Raw genomic sequence first — 18,757 nt, 5'->3', positions numbered from 1 at the left:
AGGAGGAGAACATGGATTTACTAAAGAAAAAGATTCGGGATGAAGGTGTCATTCTTTCAAATTCGGTCTTAAAAGTGGATTCTTTTCTTAATCATCAAATTGATCCTGTTTTAATGAAAGAAATAGGGAGAGAATTTGCCCGGCTGTTTCAAAACGAAAAGATTACGAAAGTTTTAACAGTTGAGTCTTCAGGAATTGCACCGGGACTAATGACTGCTATACAGCTCGGGGTGCCGGTTGTATTTGCAAGAAAAAGAAAGTCTCTTACATTAGCGGACGATTTGCTTACTGCCTCTGTTTACTCGTTTACAAAGCAAGAAACAAATGAAATATCTGTTTCTCGAAAATATGTCACATCAGATGACAAAGTTTTGATTATTGATGATTTTTTAGCAAATGGCCAGGCAGCTTTAGGTTTGGCGGAAATTGTCCAAAAAGCCGGGGCAAAAGTAGCCGGTTTTGGAATCGTCATTGAAAAGTCTTTTCAGAAAGGAAGCGAATTATTGCGGTCTAAAGGATTTAGGGTGGAGTCTCTTGCAAGAATTGATTCGCTTGAAGACGGGTTAGTCCAATTTATTGAAAATGAATCGGAGGTAGTAAATGTATGAAACCGAACATGTTCAAAATCGCTTCACTCGGAATACAGCATGTTCTTGCAATGTATGCCGGTGCCGTTGTTGTGCCGTTAATCGTCGGCGGAGCATTAGGACTTACAAGTGAACAGTTAACGTATTTAGTTTCCATAGATATTTTAATGTGCGGAATTGCGACGATTCTTCAAGTTTGGAAAAATAAATTTTTCGGGATTGGTTTGCCGGTTGTTTTAGGCTGTACATTCACTGCTGTTGGACCAATGATCGCCATCGGCGGGCAATACGGAATTTCAGCGATTTATGGATCAATCTTAGTTTCCGGAATATTTGTTTTTTTAATTTCTCAATATTTTGGCAAGCTTGTGAAATTTTTTCCGCCTGTTGTTACCGGATCGGTTGTAACTATTATTGGAATCACACTGATCCCGGTTGCGATGAACAATATGGCCGGGGGGCAGGGCAGCAAAGATTTCGGGTCACTCTCTAATATTGCACTGGCATTTGGAACATTGCTTTTTATTATTGCTATTTATCGCTTTTTTACAGGTTTTATTCGTTCGATTTCCATCTTGCTCGGGCTGTTGGCCGGAACGCTAGTTGCTTTTTTAATGGGAAAAGTGGATTTTACAGCTGTCGGAGAGGCTTCGTGGTTCCATATGGCAAAACCGTTTTACTTTGGTATGCCGACATTTGAATTGACGGCAATTTTAACGATGATTTTAGTTGCGATCGTGAGCTTGGTTGAATCTACTGGGGTTTATTTTGCCTTAGGCGATATTTGCAATCGCAAATTATCTGAGAAGGATCTTGCAAATGGCTACAGGGCTGAAGGCCTTGCGATTATACTCGGTGCCTTATTTAATGCGTTTCCATATACAACCTATTCCCAAAATGTCGGCCTCGTTCAGCTGTCCGGAGTGAAAGGAAAACAAGTGATTTATACAACAGGCGCTTTTCTTGTTGTCCTAGGACTTGTTCCTAAAATTGGCGCGCTTACAACCGTCATTCCACCGGCTGTCCTCGGCGGTGCCATGGTGGCAATGTTTGGCATGGTCATGGCTTACGGCATCAAAATGTTAAGCAAGGTAGATTTTACGTCACAGGAGAATTTGCTTATTATTGCCTGCTCTGTAGGAATGGGGCTGGGTGTTACAGCCGTACCGGATTTGTTTGCGAAAATGCCTGAAAGCTTACGCATTTTGACGGACAACGGAATTGTAGCAGGCAGTTTAACTGCGATTTTCCTAAATATCGTTTTTAACTTGCTGCCGAAAAGAAAACCGGCACAGTTTTCTGGAAAAATAAGTGGACAGGAAGCTTCATAATGTACAACATATCTTTGAAAAGAGTTTGGAGAAATCCAGGCTCTTTTTTTAAACAAGAATGAAATTATGGAAATGGACGAATACTAGCACAAAACTAAAAAAGGAGGATTTGCCTTGGGAAAATGGAATGAGGAAGCTGCACCTAACAATAATTTGCCATCAAATACCATCCGGGACTCAAAAATAGCCGGCAAGAATCAGCGGGTTGGCCATGAATTCTCTGAAGAATTGGCAGATGGCGGTGAACGAAATAAAACCATCGCCCGCCAGCAATCAAAGATGTAAGATTATTTTTTCGGAAAAGGTGTTCTTTGTCACAATCCCGATTTGCTTTAAATAAAATAAAGCAAGATTGACTAGCAGGGGAAGAGTGAACAAAGAATGAAAAAGTATTATTGTGATCGTTGCCGCCGTTTATACAATGAAAAGCAAATTTGTACATCATGCGGATTGTTGGCTTCAAACTCAATCTGGATCGAAGTCCAAAAACATAATGAAAAAAATCAGTAAAGATGGCATAGGATTTTCCATTGCATTTCTTCATTTATTGAGAAATGGAAAGATAAATAGCCCCGTCCATATGATACTGGAAATGATTGAGAGTGATATTTTGGCGTGCAAAGTATATAATAAGATTGCACAACAACTCCTTCAAAACGAATTGCTTCCTCCTAATGGGGGAAGCTTTTTTTCTTTTCAAAAATCGAAGTTCTTATCGTGTGTTTCGATTGTTTGATTGTATACTCTTCACTTTAATGGAAAAAGTAACTTTACATGATCCTAAAGGAGAGTAAGAAACAATGCCGATCATTTTGTCTGTAGCAGAAGCGATTCCGCCTTACGTCATTGAACAGCAGCAAGCGATGGAATTTGCGGGTGAGCTTTTTTCGGATTCGTTCAGAGACATTGAGAGGCTGTTAAAAGCTTTTCAAAACGGACAGATAGAAAAGCGCCATTTCGTAAAAGAGCTCGAATGGTTCAAGGGCAGCAGAACATTCGAGGAAAAAAACAATGCTTATGTTGAGGAAGCAGTAAAATTAGGTGTGGAAGCAATAAAGAAATGTTTAACAAGTTCTACTTTCTTAACAAACGAAATTCCTTATGAAGAAATTGATGCGATCATTACTGTTTCAACAACCGGTATTGCAACACCGAGTATTGAAGCAAGAATTATGAATATCCTTCCATTTTCCTCATACACGAAAAGGATACCAATCTTTGGTCTAGGGTGTGCCGGAGGAGCTGCCGGATTATCAAGGGCTTTTGAATACTGTCTTGCTTTTCCGAAAGCAAAGGTTCTTGTTTTATCAATTGAATTATGCAGTTTAACATTTCAAAGAAACGACCGTTCCAAAAGCAATTTAATCGGAACTTCCTTATTTGCTGACGGCGTAGCTTGTGCTGTCGTATGCGGCAGTGAGTCGGATCTATCGAAATATCAAAAGCGGGCTTCATCTCCAAACATTTTTGCCACTCAATCGTCGACAATGAAAAACACTCTTGATGTAATGGGGTGGGATGTCAAGAATGATGGACTGTTTGTTGTTTTTTCAAAAGATATTCCAACGAAGATTGAGACTTGGCTAAAACCAAATGTAGAAAAACTGACCCGTGAGTGGAATATCGGATTAAATGACATTGATCATTTCATTGCCCATCCCGGAGGCAAAAAAGTGCTGGAAGCGTATGTGAAAGAACTTAATCTTCCTGAAGATATGACAAAAGATTCTCTCGAAATATTAAAGGAATATGGGAATATGTCTTCGGCAACCATCATATATGTGTTACGGAGGATTATGGAAAAAGCGAATAAAGGTGAAATAGGCTTGGCTGCCGCTCTTGGGCCGGGATTCAGCTCTGAATTACTGTTAATGAGGTGGGTATAATGGCATTCTGGCTATTCATTTCAGTGATCATCATTCAACGATTACTCGAATTAATAGTGGCGAAACAAAATGAAAAGTGGATGAAAAGTCAAGGAGCTGTTGAATTCGGCCAAAAACATTACCCAATAATCGTAATTGTGCATATTCTATTCTTCTTCGCATTGATAATAGAGGTACAATATTTTCATAAAGACATCTCGCCCCTTTGGACATTGTTATTAGTTGCTTTTCTTGCTGCACAGGCCATTCGCATATGGGCGCTGTTATCACTCGGGAGATTCTGGAACACAAAAATTCTTGTCCTGCCGGGAGCATCAGTCGTAAAAAAAGGACCTTATAAATTTTTGAAACATCCGAATTATTGTGTAGTGGCGCTTGAATTTATCATCATACCTTTAATGTTTCAAGCTTATTTTACTGCGATCCTTTTTTCATTGTTAAATACTTTCGTCTTATCGGTTCGCATACCCGCCGAAGAGAAAGCGCTTAAGAAATTGACAGAATACGAACTTTCTTTTAAAAGGAAAAATCGATTCATTCCAAATAATGCTAATAAATTGTGAAAAATTGAACCTTCATATTGAAAATGATTATCGTTCATGATAAAATTCTAATTGAATTTGAAAGTTATTCTCACTATCATTTTCCAAGGATGGTGTTACATATGGTGACTCTATTTGTTGTTTCTACGGTTGTTGTTTATGGTTTTGTTATGAAATATGTTCTTCAAAATGTGACCAAACCTGCCCAGTCAACAAAATAATATCATTTTTGTTATGCTTACCGCCCGGGGAACCTCCCGGGCTGTTTTGTTATAAACTGTTAAATGGAAAATCAACAAAGACTTATATGAAAGTATAGAAAAATCGTTTACAATGGAATCAATATTGAAATGTTCAGATAAGGGGTATTTTATTTATGATTAAGACAATTATTCAGCAAGATCTGCCGCTTATTGAAAAAATCACTGCCTTATATACATTTTTCAAAGAAAATAATGACCTTGAAAATGAACAAAAAGTAAAGCAACTTGCAAAAAAATGGAAAGAAAAAGAATTTTCAATAGGATTTTGCGGCCATTTCTCGGCTGGAAAATCAAGCATGATCAATGCGTTAATCGGTGAAAATCTGCTTCCATCGAGTCCGATTCCGACGAGTGCAAATGTCGTAAAAATTAAATCAGGAAAGGATTATGCGAAGGTTTATTTTAAACACGGAAAACCTCGGCTATATCCGGCTCCTTACGATTTAGACAAATTGAAAGCGTATGCAAAAAATGGGGACGAAATCCAATCAATTGTCATCAGTCATTCTAAAGCGAATTTCCCTGAAGACACGGTAGTTATGGATACTCCCGGGATTGATTCTACAGATGATGGACACCATATTGCGACCGAATCTGCCCTTCATTTGGCAGACATTATCTTTTATGTGATGGATTACAATCATGTTCAATCCGAATTGAATTTTTTATTTACAAAAGCGCTTTCGGAAGCAGGGAAAGAAGTCTATTTGGTCATCAATCAAATTGACAAACATAGAGAAGAAGAATTAAGTTTTGCAACTTTCAAGGAAAGTGTGCAGGAGTCGTTTGCTTCTTGGGGTGTGAAACCTGCAGGAATTTTTTATACAAGCTTAAAAAACAGAGAACATGCAGCGAACCAATTTTCAATGCTTCAAAATTTGTTGAAGGAAAAAATTTCAAAAAGACATGATCTTTTACCGATAACCATCTTTCATTCACTAAAAAAAATTGCAGATGATCACTATGCGTATTTGGCTGCCCGTGATGAAGAAGAGATCGAGGCCAACAAGCAAATCTTAGAAGTGTTGACAGAAGACGAACAAAAAAATGTAACCGAAAAACTGGAAGAGCTCAAAAAGCAATTAGATGAAATCGATACAGCTGCTTCCAAAGTAAAAGAGCGCCTGCTAACTGAATTGAACGAAATACTAAGAAATGCGTATCTCATGCCTTACCAGACGAGAGAGCTTGCCGAAAAATATTTGGAGTCCCTCCAGCCGGATTTTAAAGTTGGCTTGTTTTTTACGAAACAAAAAACGGAAGAAGCCCGGAATGAACGGCTTGAACAATTTTACAGCGATCTTTCTAAAAAGGTTAAGACCCAGCTGGAATGGCATTTGCGCGAATTGATTCTGAATTCTTTAAAGAATGAAGGAGTCTTACATCCGGAGCTTGCCGAAAAAGCCCAAAACTTTGCGGTCCCATTCCCGACCGAGTTATTAAAGTCGGCCGTAAAACCAGGGGCGAGGCTGTCAGGGGAATATGTTTTAAATTATACAAATGAAGTAGCTGAGTTATTAAAAAAAGCAGCGAAGCAAGAAATCTTTCCTTTAATCGAAAGTTTTAGCAGCTTTCTTCAAGTGAAAAATGCTGACGCAAAAAGTAAGCTGCAAGCAGAATTCAATCAATTGCAAAAATTTGCTGACGCGAAAAGAAATCTGGATGCCATACAGGAAAAGCAGATGTCTGCCCGTTTTGCCATGGAAGGGATTTTAATGGGCAGCAATGAAATAAACGTGGATTATGATACCATCCTTTCTCTTCTTTCATTTGAGGAGGAAGAGCCTGAAATGATAACAGATGTGAAAGACGATTCTTCTGAGCAGAACAAGAAGAGATGGACTGCCTGGAATAAAGGCGATTCCGATGATTCAATTAAACAAGGAAGACTGGAAACGCTTTCTGATTCCAATTTTGAAAAATTAGCAAGAAAACTAAGGTTAACAGGAGAGAAAATCAGCTCTATACCCGGCATGAAGAAAATGAGCGGCGAGCTTCTTCGCAAAGCAGAACGCCTTGAAAACCAGCAATTTACCGTTGCTTTGTTCGGTGCATTCAGCGCAGGAAAATCTTCGTTTGCCAATGCCTTAATTGGAACAGATTTGCTTCCGGTTTCGCCAAACCCGACAACGGCTGCCATCAATAAAATTAAGCCTGTTGACAAAAAACATCCGCATGGCACTGTGATTGTCAAATTAAAAGAATCCGCCGCGCTTTTTGAAGAAGTTCAGCGGTCGCTGCATTTCTTTGGATACGATGTGAAAGATTTTCATGAAGGAATGGCTTCTATTAAAAAAATAGTTGGAAAAGAAGTTGTTTCGGATGCTGCCGGAAAAATGCATTTTGCTTTTCTGTCTGCATTTTGCAAAGGCTTTGAACTTTTTCATAACCGCCTCGGCGAAATTGTTCGAACCGATTTGAAAGAATTTCGCGAGTTTGTAGCCAATGAAGAAAAATCGTGTTTTGTTGAAGAGATTGAAGTTTTCATTGATAGTCCGTTAACAAGGGAAGGCATTACCTTGGTGGATACGCCCGGTGCTGATTCCATCAATGCACGCCATACCGGAGTCGCTTTTAACTATATTAAAAATTCGGATGCGATTTTGTTTGTCACTTACTATAACCACGCTTTCTCAAAAGCAGACCGGGAATTTCTCATTCAATTGGGCCGGGTGAAAGAGACATTTGAACTTGATAAAATGTTTTTTATTGTCAATGCGATTGACCTTGCCAATAATGAGGAGGAAATGGCTTCTGTTATGGAATATGTACAAGATCAGCTTGTACAGTACGGCATTCGCCGGCCGAATTTGTTCCCGGTTTCAAGCTTGCTCGCTTTAAAGGAAAAAACACTGCAGCTAGAGACTGAAGAATCTCGAATAAACGTTTTTGAAAAGGCTTTCTATTCCTTTATTTGTGGAGATTTAATGAAAATTGCTGAATCGTCAGCCGAGGCAGATCTTGTCCGCGCTTCCGACCTTCTCCGCGGGCTTATTGCTTCCGCGATGGAAGACGAATCGGCAAAAAAACAAAAATATGAAAAAGTGAAAGCGGAAAAAGAGCGCTTGCTCGCTTTTCTTCAATCTCAATCTCTGGACTTTTTGACAAAACAGCTGATCCAGGAAGCGGATGAATTAGTTTTTTATATAAAACAAAGGGTGTTTTTCCGATTCGGCGATTTTTTCAAAGAAGCATTTAATCCGTCAGTGCTAAAGGATGATGGCAGAAATATAAAGAAGGCTCTGCAAACTTCCTTGGAAGAATTGCTTGAAAGCATCGGATTTGATTTTGCTCAGGAAATGAGAGCGACATCGTTAAGAATTGAGGCGTTTATTACAAAAATCCTTAAAAACTTCTATTCTGCCCTTACACAAGAATTGGCCGCCAAAAGCGAAGAGGGTATTGCGTTCTCGCAATTTGAAGCGCCGGAGTTTACCGGAATTGAGTTTCACAATGCTTTTAAAGAACTCGACAGAGGCATGTTCAAAAAAGCTTTAGGCCAAGTAAAGAATCTGAAATCTTTTTTCGAAAAAAACGAAAAGCGCTTTCTGGCAGAAGAGTTGGAAGGAATCCTTCAAGAACTTGCCGAAAAGTATTTACAAGCAGAAAGCAGCCGTTTGAAGGAACATTATATAAAGCTTCTGAGCCTTCACTTTGACAATCTGCTTCACAATTTGGCAGAGCAGACGGAAGAATACTGCAACGGATTGATGACTGCCCTCGGCGAAGGAATTCCGATTGATCAATTAAAAGAAATTGAAAAACAAATGAATTCTTTTTCATAAGGGTTTGGATCGAATGAAGGATTAGCTGAAAGAATTGGAAAAACGCTATGACATTGAGATCGGTCGTGAATGTCAATAAACACACATTCTATTTAGAGGAACAAAAAAAATTGCTTGAATACTCGCAAAATCAAATAAAGGAATGAATCTAACGGGAATTTTAAATGTTTGCTTTGGGAGCTTTTACAGGTGAAGGCGGGAGAGAATGAATGAATCCATTTCACGCATGTGCAACATGTATCCATTTTCATGCCGAAAGAACGGGGAAAGAGAAGAATATGAAATATCATTGTATAAGGCTCGGGTATGAAACGCAGCCAAATTATCAATTCAATTGCTGGACTCCGAAAGAACATGTGAAAAAACTTATGGAAAAACGAAAGAAGGAAAGGGGCCTTTAAAAAATATTGTATGGAATTAAAGGCTTTATGAAACAATCTTCCTTTATCCAATGCTATAATGAGAATTGTGACTTTACAATCGGAGGGACAAAGTATACAAATGAAAAAGCCATTATTTATGATGGTAGACGGCATGGCGCTATTATTTCGTTCGTTTTATGCTACAGCCGTTGCCGGTCAATTTATGATAAATTCTAAAGACATTCCAACAAACGGCGTATACGGATTTATCAAACACTTTTTTACAGCGGTGAATAAATTTCATCCGACACACGTGGCAGTTTGCTGGGATATGGGTAGCAAAACATTTCGTACGGAGCTTTTTGAAGGATATAAGGCGAACCGTTCAGAGCCTCCGGTTGAATTGCTCCCACAATTTGATCTTGCAAAAGAGATCGTGGAAGCTTTTAATGTGCCAAATATCGGCCTCGAAGGTTTTGAAGCGGATGACTGTATTGGAACGCTGGCAATACAAAGCTGTCAAGATGCGGATGTTCTTATTCTTACCGGGGATCAAGATATATTGCAGCTGATTGACGAAAATATTTCAGTCGCGCTGTTAAAAAAAGGTTTCGGAAATTATCATGTTTATACGAAAGAGTTATTTTTTGAGGAAAAAGGCATTTATCCACAACAGATGATTGATCTCAAAGCCTTGATGGGAGACTCAAGTGATAATTATCCTGGAGTAAGAGGGATCGGCGAGAAAACAGCTTTAAAGCTTGTGCAGCAATTTCAAAATGTTGAAGGGATTGTTTCCAATCTTAAGAACTTGTCAAAAGCACAGAGAACGAAAATCGAACAGGACCTTGAAATGATGTACTTAAGCAGACAGCTGGCCGAAATTAAGTGCGATGCCCCGGTGTCTTGCAGCCTCAATGATGCATTATTTCAAATCGACCGGCAAAAAGTGATTGAAAAATTTAAAGAACTTGAATTTAGAGGGCTGCACAGGTATTTAGAGATTGAAAAAGAATATGCTTGAGAAAAATATGAGCCGTTATTTTGATTTATGAGCCTTCGTTTTGTTTTATGCGCCTTCGTTTCGAAATATGAGCCTTCGTTTTGTTTTATACGCCTTTATTTCGAAATATGAGCCTTCGTTCCGATAAATGAGCCTTCATTTAAAATTATGAGCCGTCGATCACATTTATGAGCTTTTCATTCCAATATATTAAAAAGAGACCGGGTATTCGTGAACGATCCACTTTACTGGGAACAGTCATGTGCCCGGTTTTTTTATATGAGGCTGTCTCATAAGGATCTGACCCCATGTGCATTTATCAATATTTAGCACACATATACAACATTATGGGGTCTGACCCTTAGGATTGAGACAGCCTTTACCTGTTTTAATTTTTCTATTTCGTATTTTTCTTTTTGGCAGCATTTTCTAATTTGCTTTTCGGATCTTCATCAAACTCTGCATCCTGTCCATACCCTTGAGGAGTTACTCCCGGTGCTCTTGTTCCTCTGTTTCTGTTGTGTTTTTTGCTCATTCGAAGATACCTCCACACTTTAATGGTTGAATTTTACATGAATTAGTAATCATCTTAATTTACCCAAAAATAGAGGACATTACTTTTATCATAACCAAAAAGAATAAATTCACTCGGCTTTTTTCAAACTAACAAAGAGGTGAAGGTATGAATAAAGGGGTTTACATTGCATTGCTCAGTATTGGACTGGCTCAGGTGTTAAAAATTCCAATTTATTTTGTAAAAAACAAAGTATGGAAGCCCGAGCTCTTTTTTCAAACGGGCGGTATGCCAAGTTCCCATTCGGCAGGGGTTTCGTCATTAACAACGTATATTGCATTAAAAAGAGGAATGCCGACGATTGATTTTGCCTTGTCCCTTATTTATGGGTTAATTGTTATGTATGATGCACAGGGAATTAGGCGCCAGACTGGCGAGCTGACGTTGAAAGTAAATGACCTAGGGGAATTAGTTGAGAAAATCCATAAAGATGAAAGTGTAAAATTTGAAGAAAAGTCGCCGAAAAAATTGAAAGAAATGCTTGGCCATAAACCGGAAGAAGTTATAGGAGGTGCTCTCCTCGGAGTTCTTGTCGGCACAATCGGCTATTTTTTGACGAAAAACAAAAAGCATTAATCTTAAATACCCAATCCTAAAAATTTTGAAAGTTAATCAACAAAATAAGGCGGTGAAAGCAAAGCCTAAAGCAGGTTGAAATTTCTATTTTTGTTCGTGCCGCTCTGCCCCTTTTCCACAAAAAAACGATAGAAACTTGTCGAAATTTAAAGTAAAATTAGTTAGGGAAAATTACAGATCCGGGGGATAGGGATGGAAAAGTCAGTGCGGACAGTGAAAGATTATTTGCACTATTTGCAAACAAAAGGCTTTCGAATTAGGGAGGATGCTGTTGGATTTATTTATTTTGGAAAAAATTATACAAATGCATCTGATGAACTTACAAACACGGCAATCGAACTAACCATAAAAGCGCAAAAGGAATTTGACGGAAGTTTCTATATCTCTTTACTTGAGACATTAATCGCAAACAAAATTAAAAACCGGCACGAAGCGATTCAATTTGTGAAGGAAAACCATTTAATCGTGATTTGAACTGGTAAAAAGAGGGCTGACCTTTTTTGGATCAAATTAAGGCCAGTCCCTTTACGATTTTAAAGTAAAACCAGCTTTTTTTGTTTATAGATAATGGGATTACTCGCTCTGATATATGATTAGATAAGGTTATGAGCTTTTATTTCGAGAAATGAGCCTTTATTCTGATATATAAGCCTTCGTTTCGAAATTTGAGCCCTTATTTGGATTTATGAGCCTTCGCTGCGAGAAATGAGCCTTTATTTCGATATATGAGCCTTCGATTCGATATATGGCCGTCGACCTCATTTATGAGCTTTCATTCCAAGATATGAACAAAAAGTACCTGGTTTCAGTTCGGTATTACTCAAATTTATTACGCAGCGTGTTTCCGCTTAAACTTACCAAGAAACACACCTTTTTTTACTGGAAGTTCAGCAATCACCATTCCTGAAAAGATAAGGATACAACCGATGATCGCAGAGTATGACAAGCGTTCTCCTGCCCAGATAAATGCTGTGACAGCGGCAAAAACAGGCTCCATGGCAAAAATAAGTGCGACTCTCGTTGGCGTTGTAAATTTTTGAAAATTCGTTTGTGCAAAAAACGCAAGGGCCGTTGCAAAAACAGAAGTGATAATCAGTCCAGCAAGGACTTTTTCTGATAACACGACATCAGGCTGAAAAGCATTCTGCCAATTTTCAAATCCAATTGCAAATATGGACGACAAAATGGCTACCGTTGAAATTTGCACAACCGTCAACAGCAAGGATGGATAGTTATTGCTAAACTTTCCTGTAAAAATAATATGCAAAGCAAACCCGATCGCACAAATAAAAACAAAACCATCACCAATATTTAACTTTGAGGTGTCCGTCATTGTAAGCAAATACAAGCCGGCAGTGGCGATAAATACACCGACAACGGCATTTATGCCGGGCCGCTGTTTTAACAGAAAAATCGCAAACATTGGAACCATTACGACACTTAAACCTGTAATGAATCCGGCCTTAGATGAAGATGTATAAAGAAGACCGACTGTTTGAAATGCATATCCGATAAACAACAAAACGCCTAATAACATTCCTGATAAAAGCATTTTTCGATTAAAATAGCGAATTTGTTTTCTTTCAAATAAAAGCAGCCAGCCTCCTAACAGAACCGCAGCAGCAAAAAAACGGATCCCATTAAATGAAAAAGGCGCTAAAAAAGAAATGGCATTCTGTACAAGGACGAAAGTGGATCCCCAAATGAAAGCAACGAAGAGGAGGCTAACATCAGCAAAAAATGTTTTTTTCATAGTACGATCAAACTTCCTTCCAGCTATTTTTTCGAACAGCCATCCGCGCTAAATGATCAGCCGTTTTGTTTTCGCTGCTCGGGATCCATTTCATGAAAAATAAATCAAATTGTTCAGAGAGCTTTAATGCCTTTTTTAATAAAGGTGCATAATTTTTGTTTTTTACAAATTCTTTTTCAATGGCTCTGTTGACTAATTCAGAATCAGTGCGAAATGAAACCGTTCTGTATCCTTTTTCAATGCAGATTTCCATCGCCTTAATAAATGCATGGAACTCTGCTTCATGATTTGTCATCGTTCCGAGCGGGATTGAGTATCTTTCTACATTCCCGAGCGCTTTAATAAATATTCCGGCTCCGCTTGGCCCGGGGGTGCCGGCACTTGCTCCGTCAATATAGACTTCAATCAAAATGATTCCTCCCATAATTATCAAAAAATATAAAAAAGTGTATCATAAAAGAGTCGCGGTTAAAATAAAAAGTGAGTAAATGAGCCTTATTTACACAATATAGTATAATAAAAGATTAGAAAAAGGGCTGAAAAAAATGAAATTTCAATTGGAATGGAAATATAAATTAAAAAGTAAGGAAACGATATTGTTTATTTCTGATTTGCTGGATGGAGATCTCGCAATTAAGGCCGGAGAAGAGATTGAAAAAACAGGAAAAGCAGCAGAATTAGTTTTTTATGATGAGCTCGGGTCATCATGGAAGATGAAGGAAATAAAAAAATTAACTGCCAAAATTGAAGAAGAACCACATGATGTTGTCGTTTATTTTGATGGCGGATTTCATAAAGAATTGAATCAGGCCGGTCTTGGAGCAGTCATTTATTATAAGCAAGGCAAGAAAAAATACCGAATCCGTGCAAACCAATTGTTTGATGAGATGGAAACAAACAATGAAGCTGAATACGCGGCGCTTTATTTTACGTTAACTATTCTTGAAGAGCTTGGCGTTCACCATCTCCCTTGCGAGTTTATTGGTGATTCACAAGGTGTGTTGAAGCAGCTTGAAGGGGAATGGCCATGTTATGAGGATGTTTTAAACAAATGGCTTGACCGGATCGAAAACAAGCTGAAAGAGCTTGGAATTGAACCGCGTTATACCGTTGTTTCCCGAAAAGAAAACAAAGAAGCCGATAAACTGGCAAGCCAGGCTTTAGAAGGAAAAATGATAAACAGTAAAATGCAAATACTTTAGATTTGGAGTTGAATGGTGTGAAAAAATTGGATCGTGAAGCATTGTTGGCAGAAGTGGAAGAACTTATGAATTATTACTGCAAAGATTGTTTTTTATATAAACACCATCGGAAAGAAAAAGGTAAAAGGTATGCCCATCGGTTTTGCATAACACAATGCACGGTGGGAGAAAAAATCAAAGCTGTTGGCGAGAAATTGTCATGATATTATGTACGGCATTAAAAAAGAGGCTGATCAACAAAGGGGTCAAACCCCCTCTATCACAGAGGAAGTTAGACCCTTATTAGTCAGCCTCTATTATTTATTAGAATTAAAGTTTTACAACATTAGCAGCTTGAGGTCCGCGGTTTCCTTCAACGATTTCAAAAGAAACTTCCTGGCCTTCTTCTAAGCTTTTGAAACCTTCGCCTTGAATTGCGCTGAAATGAACGAATACATCGTCTCCGCCTTCAACTTCAATAAATCCATAACCTTTTTCATTGTTGAACCATTTTACTTTACCGTTTTGCATTTTACACTTTCCTCCTAAACCTTAGAGACACAAAACGTGTCCACGTAAAATAATATCATACGACAGAATATATTCCGGAGACGGAAATTTATTCAGCCAAATGATGTCTTTAATATACACGAAAACAATATAAAGCGTCAATAATTGTGAGAATTTTTTTACGAAAGCGCAACTAATTTAAAAAAATTTGCAATACATAAAAACATGTTTTATTCATATCTTTTATTAATATCTCCAACAAAACAAAGGGTGAGGAAATGTACCGATTTTCAATAGGTAATGAAGATTGGATTGTAAATTTCTCTCCTCACATAATGATCGAAACAGAGGAGCGGGAAGCGATTGTCAATTCCTTGCTTAAAATGGGTGCCGTCCTGCAAAGTTTTTCACATGGAGACTCTTTTCTTATCTTTAATAAACAGCTTGAAGTTGCAGTGTTTCGGGTCGAAAAAATCCCTTCGCTCATCTTGACAATTGTCACAATCGTTTCAAATGATAAATGGTACATCCAGAAAAATGGAACGATCAGGTCTTACAAATAAAAAATAAATAATCATTTACATCGGCTTAGGCCGATTTTTTTATGTTTTCAGATTTTTTTATTGACAAAAGTTATGATTGCACTAAAATGTTCACTATAGGAAACTTTTTGGTGTTAGTATAAAAAGAATGAACGAAGTTAAAAAGTTGGGCATATGTTAGAAATGTGCCAAAATCTCAAATTTACAAAAGAGGTGAAGACAATGAAAAAGATATTTGCAATGTTGTTAATGGCAGCCTTTTTCTTATTTGCTGGCTGTTCGGAAAGTACGTCGAAACATTCTGAAGACGGAGAAAAACTGACAGTAACCGTAACGACCGGCCAAATTGCAGATGGCGTAAAAAATATCGGAGGAAATAAAGTAAAGGTACAAAGCCTGATGGGTCCGGGTACAGATCCCCATTTATATAAAGCCACCCAGGGGGATATAAAGAAGCTCCAGGAAGCGGACATTATTTTTTATAACGGCCTTCACCTCGAAGGGAAAATGCTTGACATTTTTGAAAAAATGAATGACAAAATTCCGACATATGCGATTGCTGAGAACATTGATGAAAAAGATTTATTAAAAAATGCGGCTGATAAAAAAGCGGTCGACCCCCACGTTTGGTTTGACATAAGCCTTTGGAAACAAGCATTGGAAACCGTAAAGGACGGATTAATAAAAGCAGATCCGGAAAATAAATCCTTCTATGAGAAAAACGCTGATGCTTATTTTAAAAAACTTGATGAATTACATGCGTTTGCCAAGGAAGAAATGGCAAAAATACCTGCCGAACAACGAGTTTTGGTTACTGCCCATGACGCATTCGGCTATTTTGGTGCAGCTTACAACATGGAAGTAATGGGTTTGCAAGGGTTGAGCACTGATGCGGAGTATGGACTGAGTGATGTTCAAAAGCTTGTGAATACACTTGTCGAGCGCAATATTAAAGCTGTATTTGTGGAATCGAGTATTTCAGAAAGATCGATAAATGCCGTCATTCAAGGGGCCAAGAAAAAAGGTCATACCGTCAAAATTGGCGGAGAGCTTTACTCTGATGCAATGGGAGAAGAAGGGACAGACGAAGGAACATATATCGGCATGTACCGCCATAATATCAAAACAATTGTGGACGCACTTAAATAAGGAGAGGAAAAAGGATGAAGCCTCTAAAAGTAAAGAACTTAACAGTTGCCTATCAAAAGAAAACTGTACTTAAGGATGTTAATTTTGAAGCTCCGGACGGGAAACTAATTGGCATAATCGGTCCTAATGGAGCCGGAAAATCTACTTTCATCAAAGCAACACTAGGTTTAATTCCAAAGGTTTCAGGTGAAATTGAAATTTATGGGAAACAATACCGTCCGAAAGACAGACTAGTCGGGTATGTTCCGCAGCGCGGTTCGGTCGATTGGGATTTTCCAACAAATGTGCTTGATGTCGTGTTAATGGGCCGCTACGGATATATAGGATGGTTTAAAAGGCCCGGAAAAAAAGACATTTCACTCGCAAGAGAATGTTTAAGAAAAGTTGGAATGGAGAATTATGAAGACCGGCAAATAAGCCAGCTTTCCGGAGGACAGCAGCAAAGAGTGTTTTTGGCGAGAGCCCTTCTTCAGGATGCAAGAATTTATTTTATGGATGAACCATTTGCCGGAGTTGATGCAGCGACAGAAAAAGCAATTATCGCTCTGTTAAATGAATTAAAAAAACAAGGAAAAACAGTGCTTGTCGTTCATCACGACTTGCAAACCGTCAAGGAATATTTTGACTGGGTGATGCTGTTGAATACGAAGACAATCGCAGCGGGCCCGACGGAAATAGTTTTTACGATAGAAAATCTTTATCGGACATATGGGGGAAGATTAGCTTTCCTTGAAAAGGATAAGCTTATGGCTGAACAAATGTGAGGTGAGAAGCATGAAAGAGATAACCGCTATGATTCTTTTCGATGCAAATATGCAATGGGTCCTTCTTGGAACGATGCTTCTAGGCATTGCCAGCGGAGTACTTGGAAGTTTTGCTCTGCTTAGAAAGCAAAGTTTAGTCGGTGATGCAGTGGCTCATGCAGCTTTACCGGGAATTTGCATAGCATTCCTGCTTACTGGAGAAAAATCGATGACAGCCTTGCTGATTGGTGCAACGATTTCGGGGCTTTTGGCAGCATATTGTATTCAAATCATTACTTCAAGCACGGTCTTAAAAGAGGATACAGCAATTTGTCTCGTTCTTTCGGTATTCTTTGGCTTCGGGATTGTGCTTTTGACAAAAGTATCACAAACTGCTTCAGGCAATAAAAGCGGTCTTGACTATTTTATTTTCGGCCAGGCGGCATCATTAACAGGAAATGATGTCATGCTGATGACCGGAGCTGCAGCAGTCTTAATCATCGTGACAGCTCTTCTTTTTAAAGAATTAAAAGTTTTAACATTCGATCCTGATTTTGCAAAAGGACTTGGACTCCCGACAAGGCTTCTAAACTTTACCTTTTTATCCCTTTTAGTTGCTGCTGTTGTAGTCGGAATTCAAGCGGTCGGCGTTATTTTAATGGCATCCATGCTGATTACTCCTGCTATTGCAGCCCGTTACTGGACGAATTCGCTTGGAAAAATGATTGTGATCTCAGGATTTTTTGGGGCATTGTCAGGAATTTCAGGCACAATTATGAGCACTTTGGGAGAAGGCTTGCCGACAGGACCATTCATCGTCGTTACAGCAACATTTCTCTTCCTTGTTTCGATGATGTTTGCTCCGGAAAGAGGTCTTGTAACAAAAGGGCTAAAAATGATGCTGTTTAACAGGCAAATAAGGAAAGAACTCCACTTGAAGGGCAGGGAATCTCATGAACTATGAATTGTGGATTCTAATTGTCGGATCTCTTGTCGGAGTAAATTGCGGCATCACTGGCTGCTTCCTCATTTTGCGAAAACTGGCCATGCTGGCAGACGCGATTAGCCATACTGTATTGCTGGGGATTGTCGCGGCATTTCTGGTCAGCCAGAGTATGAACGGGTTTTATATGTTGATCGGGGCTGCTGCAGTCGGGTTGTTGACGGCATTTTTCGTTCAGCTTTTACACAGCAGCGGAATTCAAGAGGACGCCTCAATCGGTGTTGTGTTTACCTTTTTGTTTGCAGTCGGTGTCATTCTTATCACAATTTTTGCCGATAATGTTCATTTAGATGTTGACCATGCGCTTATGGGAGAAATTACGTTTGTACCGTGGGACTTGGTGAAGATCGGCTTTCTTCCTGAAGTGCCAAAGGCATTTCTGATGCTGGGGACAGTTTTCATCATTAATCTCATCTTCATTCTCTTATTTTATAAAGAACTTAAAATTACAACATTTGATCCGCAAATGGCAGCAGCCATTGGTATTCCGGTTTTATTGATTCACTATTTGTTAATGGGAATGGTTTCTGTAACAACAGTTGCATCATTTGACAGTGTCGGCGCCATTCTTGTTGTGGCGATGCTGATTGCCCCGGGCGCATCCGCATACCTTTTAACTGACAAGCTTAGCGTCATGCTTGTTCTCAGTGCGGTCATTGGCGTGTTCTCGGCAATTATTGGCTATTATGCGGCCAGCTGGCTGGACGTTTCGATATCAGGCAGTATGGCAACAGTAAATGGACTGATCTTCTTTGTTGTTTTCTTGTTCGCTCCCCGAAAAGGAATTATTTCTAAGAAATTATCAGTGAACTCTACCCCACATCAAAGCTAACCACAGCTGGGGGGAGTTCACTTTTTTTGCCAATTCTTAATAAAAACACGAAAAAGAGGCCCCAATCCCATGTATTTCGCCTGCTCGGAATGGATTTCGAATATTAACCAGTCATCTACATAGAATAAAGCTTTG

21 protein-coding genes are annotated in these 18,757 nt (G+C 38.8%); 17 read left to right on the top strand and 4 right to left on the bottom strand.

The window, feature by feature from the left end; genetic code table 11:
• The first annotated feature begins 11 nt into the window (after positions 1–11).
• The 8 genes from PB1_RS12735 to PB1_RS12700 all read left to right on the top strand — a co-directional run bounded on the left by PB1_RS12735 (position 12) and on the right by PB1_RS12700 (position 9,780).
• On the top strand, positions 12–608 hold the full coding sequence (locus tag PB1_RS12735; protein WP_004437215.1) for a xanthine phosphoribosyltransferase: 597 nt from the start codon (positions 12–14) through the stop codon (positions 606–608).
• Positions 605–1,918, top strand: a complete 1,314-nt coding sequence (locus PB1_RS12730) for a nucleobase:cation symporter-2 family protein (RefSeq protein ID WP_004437213.1) — start codon at positions 605–607, stop codon at positions 1,916–1,918. The genes PB1_RS12735 and PB1_RS12730 overlap by 4 nt, the downstream gene beginning before the upstream one ends.
• Before the next feature lie 114 nt (positions 1,919–2,032).
• Positions 2,033–2,203 carry a hypothetical protein gene (locus tag PB1_RS17840; protein ID WP_004437212.1) on the top strand — a complete coding sequence of 57 codons (171 nt, stop codon included), beginning with the start codon at positions 2,033–2,035 and terminating at the stop codon, positions 2,201–2,203.
• A gap of 515 nt (positions 2,204–2,718) precedes the next feature.
• Complete coding sequence (locus PB1_RS12720) at positions 2,719–3,804, top strand: type III polyketide synthase (protein ID WP_004437208.1); 1,086 nt, start codon at positions 2,719–2,721, stop codon at positions 3,802–3,804.
• Entirely contained in the window at positions 3,804–4,367 is a 564-nt protein-coding gene (locus tag PB1_RS12715; RefSeq protein ID WP_004437207.1) for an isoprenylcysteine carboxyl methyltransferase family protein, read from the top strand. Before PB1_RS12720 ends, PB1_RS12715 begins: the two co-directional genes overlap by 1 nt.
• A gap of 355 nt (positions 4,368–4,722) precedes the next feature.
• On the top strand, positions 4,723–8,394 hold the full coding sequence (locus tag PB1_RS12710) for a dynamin family protein (protein ID WP_004437197.1): 3,672 nt from the start codon (positions 4,723–4,725) through the stop codon (positions 8,392–8,394).
• 209 nt (positions 8,395–8,603) lie between these two features.
• Positions 8,604–8,795: a hypothetical protein gene (locus PB1_RS12705; RefSeq protein ID WP_004437194.1), complete on the top strand. Its 192-nt coding sequence runs from the start codon at positions 8,604–8,606 to the stop codon at positions 8,793–8,795.
• A 100-nt stretch (positions 8,796–8,895) separates the two neighbouring features.
• Positions 8,896–9,780, top strand: a complete 885-nt coding sequence (locus tag PB1_RS12700) for a 5'-3' exonuclease (RefSeq protein WP_004437192.1) — start codon at positions 8,896–8,898, stop codon at positions 9,778–9,780.
• A 376-nt stretch (positions 9,781–10,156) separates the two neighbouring features.
• On the opposite strand, the gene sspL is transcribed toward PB1_RS12700, so the two are convergent.
• On the bottom strand, positions 10,157–10,294 hold the full coding sequence (sspL, locus tag PB1_RS12695; RefSeq protein WP_004437190.1) for a small, acid-soluble spore protein L: 138 nt from the start codon (positions 10,292–10,294) through the stop codon (positions 10,157–10,159).
• Between the two features lie 147 nt (positions 10,295–10,441).
• On the opposite strand from sspL, the gene PB1_RS12690 reads away from it, so the two are divergent.
• Together PB1_RS12690 and PB1_RS12685 are read left to right on the top strand one after the other, a co-directional pair.
• Positions 10,442–10,909 carry a divergent PAP2 family protein gene (locus PB1_RS12690; protein ID WP_004437183.1) on the top strand — a complete coding sequence of 156 codons (468 nt, stop codon included), beginning with the start codon at positions 10,442–10,444 and terminating at the stop codon, positions 10,907–10,909.
• A gap of 192 nt (positions 10,910–11,101) precedes the next feature.
• Positions 11,102–11,383 (top strand): DUF6123 family protein, encoded by a 282-nt coding sequence (locus tag PB1_RS12685; RefSeq protein ID WP_004437182.1) that lies wholly within the window; start codon positions 11,102–11,104, stop codon positions 11,381–11,383.
• Between the two features lie 355 nt (positions 11,384–11,738).
• Here PB1_RS12685 and PB1_RS12680 read toward each other — a convergent pair whose 3' ends face one another.
• Both PB1_RS12680 and PB1_RS12675 read right to left on the bottom strand, forming a co-directional pair.
• Positions 11,739–12,662 carry a DMT family transporter gene (locus tag PB1_RS12680; RefSeq protein ID WP_004437180.1) on the bottom strand — a complete coding sequence of 308 codons (924 nt, stop codon included), beginning with the start codon at positions 12,660–12,662 and terminating at the stop codon, positions 11,739–11,741.
• A 7-nt stretch (positions 12,663–12,669) separates the two neighbouring features.
• On the bottom strand, positions 12,670–13,071 hold the full coding sequence (locus PB1_RS12675; protein WP_004437179.1) for a reverse transcriptase-like protein: 402 nt from the start codon (positions 13,069–13,071) through the stop codon (positions 12,670–12,672).
• Between the two features lie 136 nt (positions 13,072–13,207).
• On the opposite strand from PB1_RS12675, the gene PB1_RS12670 reads away from it, so the two are divergent.
• Complete coding sequence (locus PB1_RS12670) at positions 13,208–13,864, top strand: reverse transcriptase-like protein (RefSeq protein ID WP_004437176.1); 657 nt, start codon at positions 13,208–13,210, stop codon at positions 13,862–13,864.
• Between the two features lie 17 nt (positions 13,865–13,881).
• Entirely contained in the window at positions 13,882–14,067 is a 186-nt protein-coding gene (locus tag PB1_RS12665) for a zinc-finger domain-containing protein (protein ID WP_004437174.1), read from the top strand.
• Between the two features lie 106 nt (positions 14,068–14,173).
• Here PB1_RS12665 and cspD read toward each other — a convergent pair whose 3' ends face one another.
• Positions 14,174–14,374: a cold-shock protein CspD gene (cspD, locus tag PB1_RS12660; RefSeq protein WP_004437171.1), complete on the bottom strand. Its 201-nt coding sequence runs from the start codon at positions 14,372–14,374 to the stop codon at positions 14,174–14,176.
• Positions 14,375–14,631: 257 nt separating this feature from the next.
• Here cspD and PB1_RS12655 point away from each other — a divergent pair, with 257 nt between their 5' ends.
• The 5 genes from PB1_RS12655 (at position 14,632) to PB1_RS12635 (ending at position 18,622) form a co-directional block, all read left to right on the top strand.
• On the top strand, positions 14,632–14,916 hold the full coding sequence (locus PB1_RS12655) for a hypothetical protein (protein WP_004437168.1): 285 nt from the start codon (positions 14,632–14,634) through the stop codon (positions 14,914–14,916).
• Positions 14,917–15,117: 201 nt separating this feature from the next.
• Entirely contained in the window at positions 15,118–16,044 is a 927-nt protein-coding gene (locus PB1_RS12650) for a metal ABC transporter solute-binding protein, Zn/Mn family (RefSeq protein ID WP_004437167.1), read from the top strand.
• A 14-nt stretch (positions 16,045–16,058) separates the two neighbouring features.
• Positions 16,059–16,808 (top strand): metal ABC transporter ATP-binding protein, encoded by a 750-nt coding sequence (locus PB1_RS12645; RefSeq protein WP_004437165.1) that lies wholly within the window; start codon positions 16,059–16,061, stop codon positions 16,806–16,808.
• A gap of 10 nt (positions 16,809–16,818) precedes the next feature.
• Positions 16,819–17,751, top strand: coding sequence for a metal ABC transporter permease (locus tag PB1_RS12640; RefSeq protein ID WP_004437163.1), 933 nt, complete (start codon positions 16,819–16,821; stop codon positions 17,749–17,751).
• Complete coding sequence (locus tag PB1_RS12635) at positions 17,741–18,622, top strand: metal ABC transporter permease (RefSeq protein WP_004437161.1); 882 nt, start codon at positions 17,741–17,743, stop codon at positions 18,620–18,622. Before PB1_RS12640 ends, PB1_RS12635 begins: the two co-directional genes overlap by 11 nt.
• The last annotated feature ends 135 nt before the right edge of the window (positions 18,623–18,757 follow it).

The organism is Bacillus methanolicus PB1, from assembly GCF_000262755.1.
GTDB classification, from domain to species: domain Bacteria; phylum Bacillota; class Bacilli; order Bacillales; family Cytobacillaceae; genus Bacillus_Z; species Bacillus_Z methanolicus.
The sequence above is the reverse complement of the archived record's forward strand: the minus strand, read 5'-3'. Positions and strand labels throughout refer to the sequence as shown.